Origin of the sequence: Paucilactobacillus vaccinostercus DSM 20634 (genome assembly GCF_001436295.1) — a bacterium.
GTDB lineage: Bacteria > Bacillota > Bacilli > Lactobacillales > Lactobacillaceae > Paucilactobacillus > Paucilactobacillus vaccinostercus.
This window is the reverse complement of record NZ_AYYY01000061.1, coordinates 66,567-83,097: the sequence shown is the minus strand read 5'-3', so window position 1 is coordinate 83,097 and position 16,531 is coordinate 66,567. Positions and strand designations below refer to the sequence as shown.

At 42.5% G+C, this 16,531-nt stretch carries 13 protein-coding genes; 6 read left to right on the top strand and 7 right to left on the bottom strand.

The features are described 5' to 3' along the window. Positions 1-9: 9 nt before the first annotated feature. Positions 10-822, top strand: a complete 813-nt coding sequence (locus FC26_RS09280; RefSeq protein ID WP_057779918.1) for a helix-turn-helix transcriptional regulator — start codon at positions 10-12, stop codon at positions 820-822. A 267-nt stretch (positions 823-1,089) separates the two neighbouring features. Here the strand turns inward: FC26_RS09280 and FC26_RS09275 are convergent, their stop codons facing one another. The 3 genes from FC26_RS09275 to FC26_RS09265 all read right to left on the bottom strand — a co-directional run bounded on the left by FC26_RS09275 (position 1,090) and on the right by FC26_RS09265 (position 5,240). Beyond that, the gene (locus tag FC26_RS09275) at positions 1,090-2,622 is read right to left on the bottom strand and encodes an MFS transporter (protein ID WP_057779916.1); all 1,533 of its coding nucleotides are present in this window, start codon (positions 2,620-2,622) and stop codon (positions 1,090-1,092) included. A 26-nt stretch (positions 2,623-2,648) separates the two neighbouring features. Beyond that, positions 2,649-3,950: a glycoside hydrolase family 28 protein gene (locus FC26_RS09270; protein ID WP_057779915.1), complete on the bottom strand. Its 1,302-nt coding sequence runs from the start codon at positions 3,948-3,950 to the stop codon at positions 2,649-2,651. A 231-nt stretch (positions 3,951-4,181) separates the two neighbouring features. Continuing rightward, on the bottom strand, positions 4,182-5,240 hold the full coding sequence (locus tag FC26_RS09265) for a PfkB family carbohydrate kinase (protein ID WP_057779912.1): 1,059 nt from the start codon (positions 5,238-5,240) through the stop codon (positions 4,182-4,184). 447 nt (positions 5,241-5,687) lie between these two features. On the opposite strand from FC26_RS09265, the gene FC26_RS09260 reads away from it, so the two are divergent. From FC26_RS09260 to FC26_RS09245, 4 genes are all read left to right on the top strand, one after another. Beyond that, positions 5,688-7,100, top strand: a complete 1,413-nt coding sequence (locus FC26_RS09260; RefSeq protein WP_057779911.1) for a sugar porter family MFS transporter — start codon at positions 5,688-5,690, stop codon at positions 7,098-7,100. A gap of 36 nt (positions 7,101-7,136) precedes the next feature. After that, positions 7,137-7,820 carry an SGNH/GDSL hydrolase family protein gene (locus FC26_RS09255; RefSeq protein WP_235809501.1) on the top strand — a complete coding sequence of 228 codons (684 nt, stop codon included), beginning with the start codon at positions 7,137-7,139 and terminating at the stop codon, positions 7,818-7,820. Between the two features lie 235 nt (positions 7,821-8,055). Then, positions 8,056-9,465 carry a C69 family dipeptidase gene (locus FC26_RS09250; RefSeq protein WP_057779909.1) on the top strand — a complete coding sequence of 470 codons (1,410 nt, stop codon included), beginning with the start codon at positions 8,056-8,058 and terminating at the stop codon, positions 9,463-9,465. A gap of 223 nt (positions 9,466-9,688) precedes the next feature. After that, the gene (locus tag FC26_RS09245) at positions 9,689-10,822 is read left to right on the top strand and encodes a chloride channel protein (protein ID WP_057779907.1); all 1,134 of its coding nucleotides are present in this window, start codon (positions 9,689-9,691) and stop codon (positions 10,820-10,822) included. A 61-nt stretch (positions 10,823-10,883) separates the two neighbouring features. On the opposite strand, the gene FC26_RS09240 is transcribed toward FC26_RS09245, so the two are convergent. Then, on the bottom strand, positions 10,884-12,023 hold the full coding sequence (locus FC26_RS09240) for a GGDEF domain-containing protein (RefSeq protein ID WP_057779905.1): 1,140 nt from the start codon (positions 12,021-12,023) through the stop codon (positions 10,884-10,886). Between the two features lie 204 nt (positions 12,024-12,227). On the opposite strand from FC26_RS09240, the gene FC26_RS09235 reads away from it, so the two are divergent. Then, positions 12,228-12,944, top strand: coding sequence for a sulfite exporter TauE/SafE family protein (locus FC26_RS09235; protein WP_057779903.1), 717 nt, complete (start codon positions 12,228-12,230; stop codon positions 12,942-12,944). Between the two features lie 76 nt (positions 12,945-13,020). On the opposite strand, the gene FC26_RS09230 is transcribed toward FC26_RS09235, so the two are convergent. From FC26_RS09230 to pnuC, 3 genes are all read right to left on the bottom strand, one after another. Then, complete coding sequence (locus tag FC26_RS09230) at positions 13,021-14,388, bottom strand: hypothetical protein (RefSeq protein ID WP_057779901.1); 1,368 nt, start codon at positions 14,386-14,388, stop codon at positions 13,021-13,023. 209 nt (positions 14,389-14,597) lie between these two features. Continuing rightward, positions 14,598-15,803: a phosphopentomutase gene (locus tag FC26_RS09225; RefSeq protein WP_057779899.1), complete on the bottom strand. Its 1,206-nt coding sequence runs from the start codon at positions 15,801-15,803 to the stop codon at positions 14,598-14,600. Further along, entirely contained in the window at positions 15,803-16,525 is a 723-nt protein-coding gene (gene pnuC / locus FC26_RS09220; protein ID WP_057779897.1) for a nicotinamide riboside transporter PnuC, read from the bottom strand. Before pnuC ends, FC26_RS09225 begins: the two co-directional genes overlap by 1 nt. Positions 16,526-16,531: the final 6 nt, after the last annotated feature.

The following is a 16,531-nucleotide window of genomic DNA, read 5'->3' as shown; positions in this document are numbered from 1 at the left end:
GACCAAAACATGCGTCAATTTTTCTGCCACTGGCAGCGACAGGCGGCTCATCAGCCATCGCTCGCCTACATCTCAAAAGTCGAAACCTACGATGAAATCTATATCCGTGGCCTGCATCAACACGACCAGGTCACCGAAATATCGCTCGTCATGGATGGGAGCGGTCAGTACTTCATTCGCGATAGTTACTTTAACGTGACTCAGCAAGATGCCGTTGCGATTAACGCCGGTCGTCTTCATTCCGAAGGCGCAATTCTACCGTCAATTTGTATTGGCATTCGAACACCCAACCTCATCGCTGGTACCACCTACCCAGTCTTCCAATTTACGGCAACCGAATTTAATACAATGACTCGAATCGGTCAGCTGGCCTTTGAACTACTTCAACAAGAAGACATTGCTGCCCATCAACTTGCCAGTAATTTAATTCTGACCAGTCTCGTACCCTACTTTCAAGAAAAAGCCGTAACTGGCAAAACTATGACCACGACCACACCGTTTATCGTGCAACGCGCGAAAAATTACATCGATCAGCACTTTCATGACGCCATCAACATTACAAAGGTTTGTCAGGAACTCGCGATTAGTCATACTTATCTAGATAAACAATTCCAAGAAAATATGGCTATCAAACCGATCAAATACCTCACGTCTCGGCGGGTGGGTGAGGCACAACGATTACTGATCAACCAACCCGATTTATCGCTCACCCAAGTTTCGTTAATGGTCGGCATTACCAACGTTAACTACTTCCAGCGAATCTTTAAAAACTTCGCCGGCGTTTCCCCACAGCGATTTCGCACGTTATTGATTACGGCATAGCTAAAACCTTACTTACCGAAAGAGCTCTGCAAAAGAATTTGCAGGGCTCCTTTGTTATTCCAATATTAAGATGCAAAGTGAGTGACAATCCCATTAAGTTAAGCAATTGAAACTTAACGAGTTACTCTTTGGAATAATAAACTATCAAGTCAAATGAACCCCATCCAACGTTCATTCGAAGTATTAGGTAAATGACCGTGTTCATTTACCTAATACTATTATCTCCCGTCCATCAATCAGTGATGGATACTAGGTCACAGCTATCAATTAATTATTACGATTCCAGATCTGATCATATTTATAACCCGTTAAGTTTTCAACTAACGCTTTGGTATCTGGATCAACATCTGCCTTGCTTCCGCCTGCTTGAAGACGATCAATTTCATCATGCAGTACTTTATGTGTCTTTTGGTTCAAGTTGAATCGTGCCACCATCCACCAAGCAATTGCTATTGCGATAACCGGTACCACAATCAAAACAATTAAAATTGCATTTTGCGCCTGAACTGTTTGGTGTAATGCCCCAGACTTAAATCCACCCCATTGCAGAATAAATCCAAGTAATGCAGACCCCAAAGCACCAGTCAATTGACGTGTAAATGACTGTACCGCGGCGAAAGTTCCAGTTCTTAGCTTACTTGAAACAATAGTATCAACATCTGGTACCAGTGGAATTACTTGCCATGCGGTATATTCCAAGAATTGACGACCAATTTGCCACAGAACTCCGAGCACGATCAACGTAATAATTGTACTTCCCTTGCCCAAATTAGAATGCATCAATGACAGTGCAAAGAATCCAGCCATAACAACATAAATCAATGTAAATGAAGTCGACCAATTAATCTTAGGATTCTTAGTTTTAATTAACATAAACGCAGCAACTGGGACAACCAGCATACCAATAAATGATAATGATGTAATGCCTTGACCAACCGTTTGCGACAGTCCAAGAACAAACACAACGTAATACAGAAAGGCCGTTGAAAAACAATCTTTAGCAAAATATGTCATGAAGTATATTGAGACCATGTACCGTGCTGACTTATTTCGAAGCATTTCCCAATAGTCTCTCAACGAGCCAACAAAGCCATTTCGTTCGACATCATCTTCTGACCGGTTAGCACTTTCAAACGCTTCAACTTCTTCAGGCGAATGTTCCCACGTTGAGCGATAAGTAATCAACGTTGCAACTGCATAAACAATTCCGAAGACAATCCCAGAAATCGTGTAGGCCTGGGCGCCTTCGCCAAGCACTGCTAATAAAGTGGCTGGTAAGGCCGATACTGAGAAGGTGGCAAATGCTGAGATGAATAGGCGAATTGATGACATTTTCACCCGATCATCAGCATTGGGCGTCATTTCCGTTGCAAGTGTTTCGTATGACGTTCCGATAATAACATTGGCCGTTTCGACCATTACGAACGCAACTAAATACCATACAAAGCTACCTGGCATCACAATAAACAGCATTGGGAAGAAAATAATTGTTAACAATGCCCCAACCAACAGTAACAAGTGCCGACGCCCAAAACGACGCCCAATCTTGGTTGAATACAGTCGATCAGAAATCGATCCGGCCAGCATTGAAAAAATTGCATTTAAAAACTTACCAATTAAAAATAGCATTCCGACAGATGCTGCTGACAATTTCCCATAAGTTGTCAGGAAAAACATCAAGTATGAACCAACCAACGTGCCCCAAGAAGCGCCATTCATATCATTAATCCCATATCCTATGGAACGCCAAACTGAAATTTTATGTGGTGTATAAACCCACCGCTTTTTCCCTTTTTCCATTTTTTCTTCCAGCTTTCTATCCTAAATTAACCAATTTTTTTACCATTTATCGTGAGATTGGAAACATTGATCGTTTTGATACCACGATTTTCATCATGGAAACGCCCACCTGTTTCCTCTGCCCGCTCTGTTGGTAATAATTGATCTGCATCAGCCAATGACCAGTTGAAGTTTTCGATAGTGACATCTTTAATATTCGCCTCAGGTAACCCCACAATAAACGCCGCCGTTGCTCGAATATTTGTTGCTTCAATATTTTTAATTTCAATATTTCTAATATGAGGTGTGGTTTCATCAACCGGTTGTGGGTCCTGACTCAATACTGTTCGTTCTTCATCTGGCAAAACTCCCGGTGCAAAATATTGTTCTAATGATATTGGGCACCAACAAGCATCCATCTTTAAGTCGTGTAATTTAATTTTTTCAATCGTTCCGCCTCGAGTTCGACGCGATTTCAGTCGAATTCCACGTCGAGTTCCTTCGAAACTACAATTCGATACTTCAACATCACTAATTCCAGCAGCCGTTTCAGAGCCAATCGCAATACCACCGTGACTAGCCAAAATTCGGCAATCCTTCACTTTAACATTCTTAGTGGGACGATTAACGCGAATCCCATCTTGACCAGATCCAGATTTCAAGGTCACCCCATCATCCCCAACATCCAGCAAACATTTGGTAACGGTTACATTTTCGCTCGAATCAATATCCATTGCATCGGTATTAATTGCATCCGCTGGATTGGAAAACGTCATATTACTAATCCTAATATCCTTTGAATACACCATATGCAGTGTCCAAAACGGTGAGTTTTTTAATGTAATTCCGTCTAAGTCAATATTTTGACACTGCCAAAATTGAACTAACGGTGGTCGTAAAAATTGTGTTGATGGTCGACCGCCACCACCCGTCCGAGTTTCATAGTCTGGGTTTAACTTTGCAAGGCGTAGTTCATAAGCCTCCCGTGGCATGGTACGATCTTCTGCTTCGATCATCCGAAACTTAGCCCACCAACTTGCTCCTGCTCCGTCGATTATCCCTGGACCACTAATTGAAATATCTTGAGCACCATCGGCATACACTAACGGATGCATTGCATAACATTCAACACCCTCCCACCTTGTCCACACTGGTGGATATAGCATTGGATCGTCAATAAACTTCAAACTAGCTCCCTCTTCAAATACCATTTCTAAATGCGAGGTTAATTGAATGGGACCCGTCAGGTGCTCTCCCGCAGCTAAAATTAGTTTACCGCCCTTGGCAGCTGCGATTTGATCAATTGCAGTTTGAATATCATCTGAGATTGCAACATTGATAATTAACATAAAATTCCTGCTTTCCCCGAGTCGTTACTTACGCCGGTTAGCTAGACCGGTCTAAATATCTCGTCTACGTCATAAAATTACTATTGAGAAGTAAGCGCTTGCATTTCACAAGCAAAGAATAACATATATTTTTTGTATTGTAAACATTTGTTTAATTAGATAAACAAATGTTTACAATGCAGCATAAAAAAAGACTGATTTCTCAGTCTGCTTTTACACCAGTCATTAATATTACTGAATAATATCTGGTTTCATTTGTTCATAAACATTTAAATATGTTGTCATCGCAACTTGCGCCGCTTTTTGCGCTGCAGTTGCTGTTTGTTCGATATTCATATTCATTCGATGTGCATATATGATTGCAGCGATTGCAGCAGCGCCAACACCATTCGCATTAACAATCTTTTTCAAGGTTATCGGAAAATAAAATGACTTTTCTTTTGTTTGATACAGAAATCCAACCTCCGTATCATAAATAAACACATTAGAAATTCCCATTGACAACAATTTATCGGCACACCGTTTTTCGCTCTCTTGATCGATCACATTTATATCAGTGATCGTTTCAGATTCATCCGCATTTAGTACAAGGGTGTCCAGTGCTTCAATTCCAGCGGTCAGTCGCTTTACCTTATTAATCGAATCTGCCAATAGTGGTTGTCTAAATGTATTATAGATCCACGTTATTGTCTCCTGTGGCAAGTTGGGATCTACAACAATCATTTCGGCATTTTTTAATACATCTATCCGTTCTTGTAAAAAAGCAGGCGTAATCTCATCGTGGATACGACTATCATCAACACCAAAAATCCGTTTTGCACTTGTTTGATTAATGTACAAGTATCTCGATGTTGGTTTATCAGAAATCTGTTTTGCATACGTTATATCTAAGTTATTTTTTAAAGCATCCTTCTTAAACTCTTCTCCAGCAGAATCGTGCCCATATACGGAAATAAAGTAATTCGGAATATTTAATTTAGTCAAATTAACTGCAATATTACGACCCAGTCCCCCCATATCCGAATGTATCACACCAGAATTAGACTTTTTTTGAATTACCTCATCATCAGGAATGCCAAATTGATCCATCGTGATACCGCCCACTACCGCTACATATCTAGCCGGTGCCACAATATAACCTTTACCTTGTAAGTAGCCCTTTTTCACTAAATTTGAAATATGTGCTGCAACTCCAGAACGCGTTATTCCAGCTAATTCAGCTAATTCATTTTGGCTAATCATTGGATTCTGCTTTATCCATTCAAAAATTTGCTGTTCACGTGATAGCACATGTTCATCCCCATTCTCGCAAATACCATTTTTTACTGATTTGTATTTTTAGTCTTCTTTATTATTCACTAATATTATACCAACGTCACAGGATAAATACTGCCTTAAAACATGAAACTCATTTTTGATTTTTTCTTTAATCGTTACTTAAATAAAAGATAGTCCATCAGTCAATTGTAAAAAATAGGCACTACATTGTTAAATAAGTGCCACTACCGTCCTAATTTAACCCAAGCCAGCAGAGAACGCTTAATAAAATTACAATGTAAGCGACTTTCAATTAATAAAACAAAGTATTTTTGCCAGCCTTTTAGAAAACGCTTGCATTTTTGCGTCGCTTGTTTTTTCTAGTGGTATGTTAAACGTGTCAGACAAATGTAAGCGCTTATATTCAAAAAGACAGTTGGTCACGGTTCAATATTTTCAAGTTGAAAGAAGGATACAGTTATGAATGAGTCAAATAGTTCGGCTAAGGTTCCATTCAACCAACAAAAGAAAGCCAGCTTGACCTATATTATCGTAGTCACCATTATCGCTGCAATTGGCGGATCATTATTTGGATACGATCAAGGGGTCATTTCTGGAGCACTGAATTTTTTTAGTGTTCACTTTTCCATGTCTACCGCTGAAATCGGTTTCGTTTCTGGTGTTTTAGCCTTTGGTGCCATGGCTGGATGCTTAATTGCCGGTTTTTTAAGTGATCAAATCGGACGTAAGTGGGTCATGTTTATTGCGGGTGCCTTATTTACAATTTCAAGTTTAACACTCGCATTTGCCGGAACGGTTGCTATTCTGATCACCGGACGTATCTTATCAGGAATCGCGATTGGAATGGCTTCGACAATCGTACCACTATATATTTCAGAAGTTGCTCCTGCGAAAATTCGTGGCACACTGATTGGGTGCAATCAATTAGCATTTGCTATTGGGATGACGACTGTTTACTGCGTTAATGCTGCAATTGCCAATTTAAATTCTACTGCTTTTAATGTATCTGTCGGTTGGCGTTGGATGTTCGGATCAGGTGCCATTCCTGCTATTCTATTTTTTGTATTAACTGTTATTATTCCAGAAAGTCCTCGATTCTTGTTTAAACAAGGGAAAAATGATAAAGCAGAAGCTATCTTAGTAAAGTTGAATGGAACTTCTAATGCTCAAAATGAAGCAACCGAAATCAAAAAATCAGTTCAAAGTGAACACAAGGGCCTAATTCGTGAACTGTTCGCACCTGGCATTCGCTTTGCTCTCGTAATTGCATTATTGGCAGCAGCATTTCAACAATTAACTGGTACAATTGCTGTCGGTTATTATGCTCCTATTATTTTCCAAAAAACTGGTGTCGGCGTCAATGCTTCATTAATTGAAACAATTGGGATTGGTGTCGTCAAAATTATCTTCGTTGCCATCTTTATGGTCTACATCGACAAACTTGGGCGTAAAAAGCTATTATCTCGTGGTGGCTATGCAATGGCTGCAGCTTTGATCTTCCTAGCAGTCGTATTTGCATTCAACAAATTTAATACCTTGATTGATATTTTAATTTTAGTCGGTGTTCTTGCTCACACCGCATTTTATGAATTATCATGGGGCGGTGGTGCTTGGATTATTGTTTCCGAAGTATTTCCAACTAGTATCCGTGGCCGAGCACTCTCCCTTTCATCACTTACAATGTTCTTAGCTTCATACTTTGTATCCCAATTATTCCCAGTAATGCTAGCAGGAATCGGTGGAACATGGACATTCATTATCTTTGCTATTTTCTGTATTGCTATGGGATGGTTTGCCAGCCATGTTCTTCCTGAAACTACTGGAAAATCACTGGAGCAAATTGAAAGTGAATTTAAAACTAAAAAAGCTTAAAAATAAATATATGTAGAGATAAGAGGCGTTTCTGTTTTGGATAAATTTGACAGTAATAATCTTGATTATAGTGAAAAAATACTTAATTGCTTTGGTGATTCTACTACCTGGGGTGACAATGGCATGGACACCGGTGGCGAAGATATTTCTTGGGTACACCACATTCAAAAATTAGTAAAATTTAAAGACGTCAGAAACTATGGGGTATGTGCATCACGAATTGCCGTAACGGAAGACCGAACTGATAGTTTTATTGAACGCGTTAATGATATGCGCACTGATGCAGATTATATCGTGGTTATGGGTGGTGTGAATGATTTTCAGCACAATGTCCCTTTAGGCGATCCTCGTTCAAAAGATATTTGGACTTTTTACGGTGCATTAAATATTCTTTCCCATGAACTAATTGATCAATATCCCAGTGCTAGTATCATCTTCATTACACCAATGAAAAATAACTTTCATCATCCAACAAAAAAATATCCAACAACTCTTGATAAAAACAGACAAGGTCTTTATCAATTGGATTACGTAAATGCGATTAAAACTGTATGTGATTATTATGCAATGCCAGTTATTGACATGTATGCCGAAAGCGGAATTTCTCCCTTTAACGCTAAACAACGGAAATTATATATGCCTGACGGCCTTCATTATTCTGATGAAGGCTACGCAAGATTAGCAGAGAGAATTTATAAAGGTTTAATGCGTTTCATTTAAATAAACTCCACTGAGCTATGGGCTTAACTTGATTATTGATATTTATCACACGGAAATCGCTAATCAGTTATTGACTGAGTGTCGGGCGGGAACAGTCGAAAAAACTATTATCGTATCATCGGGTAATAGTTTTTTATTGTCTCTGCAAAACGGCTGCATCACTTTAATATTCGTATTTATTCAATTTTTAATTTAAAATGGGCAGTATAAATTAAAAACCTCGGAGATGACCTACATGCACCCAAGAAAAACCGGTTCCTGTACTACCATTTTAGTCGGCAAAAAAGCGTCGATCGACGGTTCTACTATGATTGCTCGAAATGAAGACAGCGGTAGCGACGCTTCTAATCCCCAACGCTTCGTTGTGATCAATCCGGCCGATCAACCGCGTGATTACCACGCCGTTCAAAGTACTGTTCACTTCCCATTGCCCGCTAATCCGCTCCGCTATACGTCCACACCGGATGCCGATACCCAGTTTGGTATTTGGGGCGAATCCGGCATTAACAGCGCTAACGTCGCCATGACGGCCACTGAAACTAGCACCACGAACACTCGCATTCTCGGGATCGATCCTCTCGTAGAAAACGGCATTGGCGAAGAAGATTTTCTCACCATCACCCTACCCTACATTCATTCCGCACGCGACGGTGTTCAGCGACTTGGCCAGCTAATTGAACAATACGGGACCTACGAATCCAACGGGGTCGCCTTTTCGGATCAGGATGAAGTCTGGTATTTTGAATCCATCGGGGGCCATCACTGGGCCGCCATTCGCATTCCTGACGACGCCTACGTTATCGCCCCTAATCGATTCAACATCGATCATTACGACTTCACTAGCGATAACACATTGTTTGCGGCCGATTTACCAGATTTAATCACCCAAAATAATCTTAATCCCGACGCTGATGACATCAATCTACGGCATATTTTCGGCAGTGCGACCATTAAAGACGCCCACTACAACAATCCCCGGACCTGGTTCGGACAGCGTTACCTTAATCCCTCTCAACACCGCGAACCCGCGGACCAAGACCTACCTTTTATCATGCGTGCTGAGCGTAAAATTACCATTGAGGACGTTAAATGGCTGCTGAGTTCCCATTACCAAGATACGCCCTACGATCCATATGGTAATGGTCCCGCAAGCGAACGCACCAAGTTCCGACCAATCGGGATTAATCGCAATCAGGAAACGCATATTCTTCAAATTCGGCCCAACGTTCCGGCTAGCGTTGCCGGGATTCATTGGCTAGCGTTCGGTCCCAACACCTTTAACTCGCTCGTGCCTTTCTACACGACGGTTACCGATACACCTGCTTGTTACCGCGATACCAGCACCACATTTGACCTTCAAAAAATTTACTGGCTGAGCCGAACAACCGCGATTCTCGGTGATACTAACTACGCGCTCTTTAGCGAACTCGCAGACGCCTTTGAACAGACCATCATGGCAACTTGCCGGCACCGTCAGCGCACCAACGATCAACAACTCGCCACCACGGCGGATGTACCTGCATTCCTCGAACAACAAAATCAACAAATGGCTGACTTCTACTTTGAACAGGCTAACTTACTGTTGGGTAAAATGACCGCCTTAAGTGCCACCAAAATGAAATTACGTTTCAACCTCGCGGATTAAAATCACCTTTCATACCACGGTCACTTCTAATGACTTATCAGAAGTGACCGTTTTTTTTTGTTGATAGCGGTCCCTTATTTGACAAACTAAATCACATCCGTGTACGATATAAAATTGGAATATCGATCGTTTATACTTTTATTATCGTAAAGGGGCCCTCATCATCAAAAAAATCATCATTTACATTTACGGACTAATTTGTAGCCTCATTGCGGGCTGTTTATTGGGGGCCTTCTACCTCTTTCAGGGATGGTTGATTGAAAAAATCTGGCCGGGACCCACGTTTCGACCGCTATTTAACGCCGGTTGGTTACTCATCATTGGGACCCTCATCTATGTCACCCAGCGCACCACCGGTTACCTACCAAAGAAACTCGGGTTTATCAAAATCGAACTCCACGATACCGGCACCGCCGACTACCGCTACGTCCTGCTCCAGATGATCATCCCCGCCTTCATTCTCACCAGTGGAACCAGCTTGGGCCCTGAAGCGACCCTTGTCAGCTCCACAGTTCTCTACGGCGTCTGGATTCTGGATAAGTGTCGCTACCTAGATGCCCACTGGCACGACGGTTGGTGGGCGACCATTAAGGCCATGAGTCTCCCACACCGCTACCTACTGGCGCGGGGGAAAGCACGCCGCTCTGAATCCTGGTGGTCACCACGGACCATAAGCTACTTAGCGATTGGCATTGTCAGTTTCTATCTAACTTGCAAATTAGGTGGCGAACGGTCGGTCATCGTTTACCTCGGCCACTCCAATTGGCAGCTCAATGACCTAAAATGGTTGCTGCCTCTCGTTATTTTCGGTCTGATTGTCGGGCGGTGCTGGCTCTGGCTCATGGTGCTGTTGCGCAACATCGTGCTGGACAGAATCACCCGCGATATCGGCTTGATTGCGCTCGGGGGAATCGCCATTTACCTAGCCACCTTATTTGCTCCGGCCATTAATTTTTCGGGAATGATCAACTTTCATTTACTAGCGACTAGCTGGCAGCACCAATCGATCGCCTTTTTACTACTTCAATCGTTGCTTAAATTAGCCCTCCTCACAATTTGTCTGAATACCGGCTGGCTCGGGGGTGAAATTTTTCCGGTCCTATTTTGCGCCACCGCTCAGGGAATTGCCCTCAGTCAGCTTCTACCGCAGATCGATCCCATCTTTTTGATTGGCATCTTTGCGATTAGCATGGGCACCGTCATCCTAGAATCTCCCCTCATTGCGGGTGGCGTAATGAGCATCATGTTTCTACCACCCAGTCTCCTCAGCGTCAGTCTCGGCCTAACCGCCGGATTATTTTTGATTCGACGCTACCTCGCGCCACACATGAGTTGGCTCAAATTATTATTACCATAGCAAAACGGTCACAACCGCTATCTGGTTGTGACCGTTTTATTAACACAAATTTTAATTAATTTTAGCCCACCAAGGTTTCTTGATTGATGGTTAGTCGATCCCGTCCCGCCCGTTTGGAACGGTACAAGGCCTGATCCGCCCGTTTGAAAACGGCCGTTGCGTCGCGGTCCTTATCGAGCGCCTGAGTCATTCCGAATGAGGCCGTTAAGTTTAACGGGCCAACTTTTGTAGTAATTGTCAGCTCCCGAATGGCTTGCTGGCAACGTTGCCCAATTTTTTTAGCGGTCATGGGATCGGTGTGCGGCAAAATAACCGCAAATTCCTCGCCACCAGTCCGATAGAGATGGTAGTCGGCATCGATCGATTGGACCAACTTTTCTAGGGTGGTTGCGGCCGTAATGAGGACTTCATTTCCCGTTAGGTGGCCATATGTATCATTGATCCCCTTAAAATTATCTAAATCCATCGCTAAAATTGCTAACGGCCACGACACCTTGACGCTGGCATAGGCTTGGTTAAAGTCTTGCTGGAACATGGTCCAGTTGCGAACGCCCGTCAGCCCATCGAACTGAGTTTCATGCGTTAGCCGCGCCACAATTTGTTGATCCGCTCGTTGATTACGACTATTCGCAAACAGGGCCACCATTGCACAGGTGAAGCCAATATAGTTGGCCATAATGGTGAGCGGCGTCGGATGCCACCCAACATACATTAATCCCCAGAAAACAGCGTCGAGCAGCATCGGCGGGATCGCAAAGAGAAAGGGCCTACTCTGGGACCATTTTTGGGTATACCGTGATTCCCAGAAAATGGATAAGCCCGCCAACACAAAAATCCCCCAGGCTAAGACCGTCATGGCACCAGTTCCTGCAAATGATATCGCCGCGAAAACTTTAACCGTCAGAAACGTCCAAATACTTTCAACCATTAAATCCGTATAAATCACAAATACCATCTGTACGCTGACCAGTAGCCAATACTGCGTCATATCCTGCGCGTGAATGTCCTTATTCATCACCCGCATTAACAACATCAGGGCGCTGATAACTATCGTGAGCGGAATTTCCTGTTGAAACGTACCTAATAGGTGATTCCGGTTCGCGTACTGCCGGCCCACATGCTCTAGTAGATTAAACATGGTCGCAAATCCCAGTGCCGCAAAAACTGTCCAAAATGTGATCATTATTATCTTGATCGCCATAGTTGTCCCTCATTTATTATATTTTTATGCGCTTTATACAGTTATTTTACTCCAATTTGATCATAATTAATGACGAATCAGCTAAATTCTAGCTTCGCGGGGGCGTTTTTTCCCGATTAACACGCTAAGCATTGACCTCACCAGCTTCATCCGCCACACTAGGTCTAGACGCACCACTAATTCATAATAAAGGAGCTCCAACTCGTGACTTGGCTATTAATCTTTTTTCCCGCATTACTGGGCGGTTTGGTACAGGGGCTAACCGGCTTTGGGGCGGTGATCATCATGATGATTTTCTTCCCCTCGATTCTCCCAATTGACCAAGCGGCCGGCATCGGCGGTGTCAGCATGCTCGCCAGTATGATTGGTCTAACATTTCGTTACCGCCATGATTTTCATCTTAAGAAAATCATCGTCCCATTCATTATCTACGCGACGGTCGCAACGTGGTCGGTTCATCTCAGTCACGTCCTCGATACTCACATCATGCGGGTCTTCTTAGGGGTCTTGCTCGCAGCACTCTACCTCTACTTCACGTTTGTAAAAAACGCCAGTGACCGGCAATACCCGTGGTATATCGCCCTATGCTTCATGATCATTTCCGGCTTTTTCAACGGGCTTCTCGGGATCGGGGGACCCTTAATGGCCGTCTACTTCCTGTCCCGCTCACACTCGATTGCCGAATACACCGCCAGTATCCAAGGCTTTTTCTTAATCGATGTATTTTACATCAATAGCGTCCGGGTCGCTAACGGAATCCTCGTTTCCCACGACATCCCCTACATTCTGGTTGGACTGGTCGCGGCGAGCATTGGCACCATCATCGCGGCGCGTATCGCGACTAAGCTAGACGACGCCACCTTTCGAAAGTGGGTCTACCGTTTCATTGGTGTGGCCGGTATTTACTACCTATTTTTCTAACTCACAAATAAGGGCGCGTCATCGACTAGAATCGATGACGCGCCCTTTACTTGATTGATATTGATTAAAAATTAATTTACTGCAGTGATCTCTCATCAACATCTGGCAGTCGCCAGTAGGCCCATGCCGTCAAAATCGTGAGAACTAATGCCGTTGCCACCCCGACTAACCACACAAACTGACTCGTCGCCGGTGAGATAGTTGCATCATTAATTTGCCACATAATCTGGGCCAGATTTGCATCTCTCATAACCGATAGGCCCATCATGCCACCGATGAAAACAAGTTGCATGAGGATACTTCCAAGGTATGTGCTCCGATACTTGACCACCAACCGATGCGCCGGTGTCGATACTTCGGTCAGGTAAACGTCGTGATTAAGTAAAATACTATTAGCACTGCCGAAAAAGCTAATGACAAAGGCCCCCAGCAATAGCGTATTTGGCCAAATCGTCAACCACGCACCGAGGCCGAAAAACAATAACTGCAATTTAAGGTTCGACATTCCCCGAAACGAACGCTGAAGTGGCCGTCGAACAATCTGAGCTAGCATCATGCCTAATCCATAGGCCACGTAAGCGCTAATCATCACGGTTTGTCCGTGAACTGCAAGAAAAATATACAACATCAAAAAGGTTTCATAAGCCCCATTAAGCATCGCACTGACCACCGTCCACGACGGCAGTCCCGGTACTTTTGATCGCCAAATCAAAACCCGACTGACGAGCGTTACGAGTCCCACCGCCGCTACCAGGATGATCGTCCACACAAATGACTGATCAAAGAAGCGTAGATATCGTAACCCAAACACCATCACGGTTGTCCAAGTGAAAAGCTCTAAATTACGAAGAGATTGCGTGTGTGGTACAAAAAGCGGTTCACCCACTTGCTTAGCAAATGGTTTAAATTGCATCATTGTTACGAGCCCCACCAACACAAAACCGGTAATGATTGCAAAGACACTTCGATATGAAAAATGACTGGCGATGGCAATAAGCGTCAGAATAACTGCACTCGTAACAAATAATGTTAGGATTTCAACTCCTTGCAAAAACCACTTCCACACCACCCGCTCGTGGTAGTACACCCCCTCATACGTGGGTAAAATAACGCTGGCACTTAATCCTAATAGGAAGGCCGCCACGTCGGTGAGATACTCCCAAGGCGACAAGCTCAGTACCAATAAAGCCGCTAGACTCATAATCAAGCTCAGCTGCATTAGCCCAAACGTATTTTGCACGTGTCCGAACCCATTGATCAGCAGGAGGCCTGTTTTCACCGCCGTATAAAATAGAATGTACGGCATGTAGCTTTCGGCCGACTGGTTGGTCGTATAGATCATCGTTAAAGCCATTAGTGGCAAAATTTGAATCAGCTTGGCGACCGTAAAGACGATCCCCTGCTGAATTTTTTCAATCGTGGTTAATTTTATTCCAGATTCCATTTTACTAGCCTAACTGTCCCTTCAAAAAAATCGCCTCGCTGATCCAATCTTGCTCCAGATCACACGGTCGTCATCTTATAATACAATACTTTTTTGATCATCGAATATTGATCTTTTTGATAGTAAGGGCCATTTTGGTAAGTAACACGGCGGTTCTGTAAAAAACTATTTTTATTATAATTTCAATGTATAGTGTATTTTTTAACCATTTAAAGTTGATCCATAAAGCTATTTCCACCACTTTCGTTAGTAATACCAAAATTATCTAAAATGGTAGCTCCTAAATCAGAAAATGTTAATCGAACACCCAAGTCGGATCCAACGTTACTTAAACTTGGTGAGTAAGCAAGCAGTGGAACATTTTCTCGAGTATGATCAGTACCTTTATATGTTGGATCGTTACCATGGTCCGCGGTAATCATTATTAAATCATCATCATGCATTTGTTTCATAAAACGGCCTAATCTGCGATCAAATTTAATCAATAATTGTCCAAAACCTTCTGGATTTCTTCTATGGCCGTATAAAACATCAAAATCAACCAAGTTAGCAAAACATAGGCCAACAAAATCTTTTTGAAGTACCGCATCAATGTGATTCATACCATCGTCGTTACTCTCATTATGAAAAGCTTCATCAATTCCCTGACCTGAAAAAATATCATTGATTTTACCAATTGCAATCACTGATAGTTCTTGATCGTGGAGTTTAACAAGGTCAGTCACTCCTGTCGGCGCTAAGCTAAAATCGCGGCGATTAGAAGTACGCGTAAAATGATTCTTATCTGATCCTACATACGGTCGCGCAATAACACGACCAACGGTATACTTCGGACCATTTAATAACGTTCGCGCGTATCTGCAAATAGTATATAATTCCTCCACCGGTAAATTTTCTTCATGTGCGGCGATTTGCATTACTGAATCGCCTGATGTATACACGATTAAACTGTTATCACGAATTTCCTCTTCGCCGTAGTCATGAATGACCTGCGTACCAGAATATGGACGATTAACGATTACTTTACGTCCAGAAAATTTTTCAATTTTTTCGATAATATCATCGGGAAATCCAGCTGGAAACGTTGATAGTTCTTGCAAAACAGGTAGTCCCATCATTTCCCAGTGACCGTCCATACTATCTTTACCAACTGATCTTTCTTCCATTTTGCCAAAACACCCAATTGGATTGTCTTGAAACGGGACACCTTTGATAGGCGCACTAGGACGAATATTACTTAAACCAATTCGAGCAAGGTTGGGTAGTTTTAAATTACCATCGAAAAATTCTCCAACATGCCCCAATGTATCCGATCCTTCATCACCGTACTTAAAGGCATCCGCCGCTGCACCAATCCCAACAGAGTCCAATACAATCACGAAAATACGTTTAAATTGATATGAGTTTATTGTCATTATTTATTAGCTCCACCCTCATTATCAGCTTCACCACTCGCCCAGACTTTAGTGGCGTAGATTGAATTAAACAGCAGTGCAGCTTGTAATGCAACTTGGGACATATTGGCACCAAGTGAACCAATATCTGTAGCACCAATTAGTGTTTGGATAGTTAAAACACCCCAATAAATAACGTTAGCAATATTAACAACAATCCATAGCGACCAGTTTTCCTTAAATTTCAAAACGTAGAGTGTTTGAGCAATAATACTTACGACAAAGTTAATTGAATCAAAGTACGGTAATTGACCATGTAATGTAGCTAAAACGAACCAGCCAATTCCCCAAGCAATAAACGCTCCACCAAAAATTAATCGTCTTGTCTTAGGCTGAAATGAATGAGTTGCTTCGTCGCGTCCCCACATGAACCAACCAATTGGTTGTGAAATGACATAAATAATATCCATAGCAAAAGACCCATACGCGTGACTAATCCAAGCAATATAAGTCATTGAAAGACACTGAACAACACCAAATAAGAATGAAATTTTTCGACCTTTCATTCCAAATACCAAACATAAAACACCTGTAACGCCTGACACCATACCAATTACGGTATCCGGAGCAATTGCATAAACTACTACCTGTAAAGCAATCAAAACTGATACGTAAATAACTTCAAATTTCTTCCAATTAGTAAATAACTGGTTAAACCACCAACCATGATGTTTTGCTTCCATGATTAT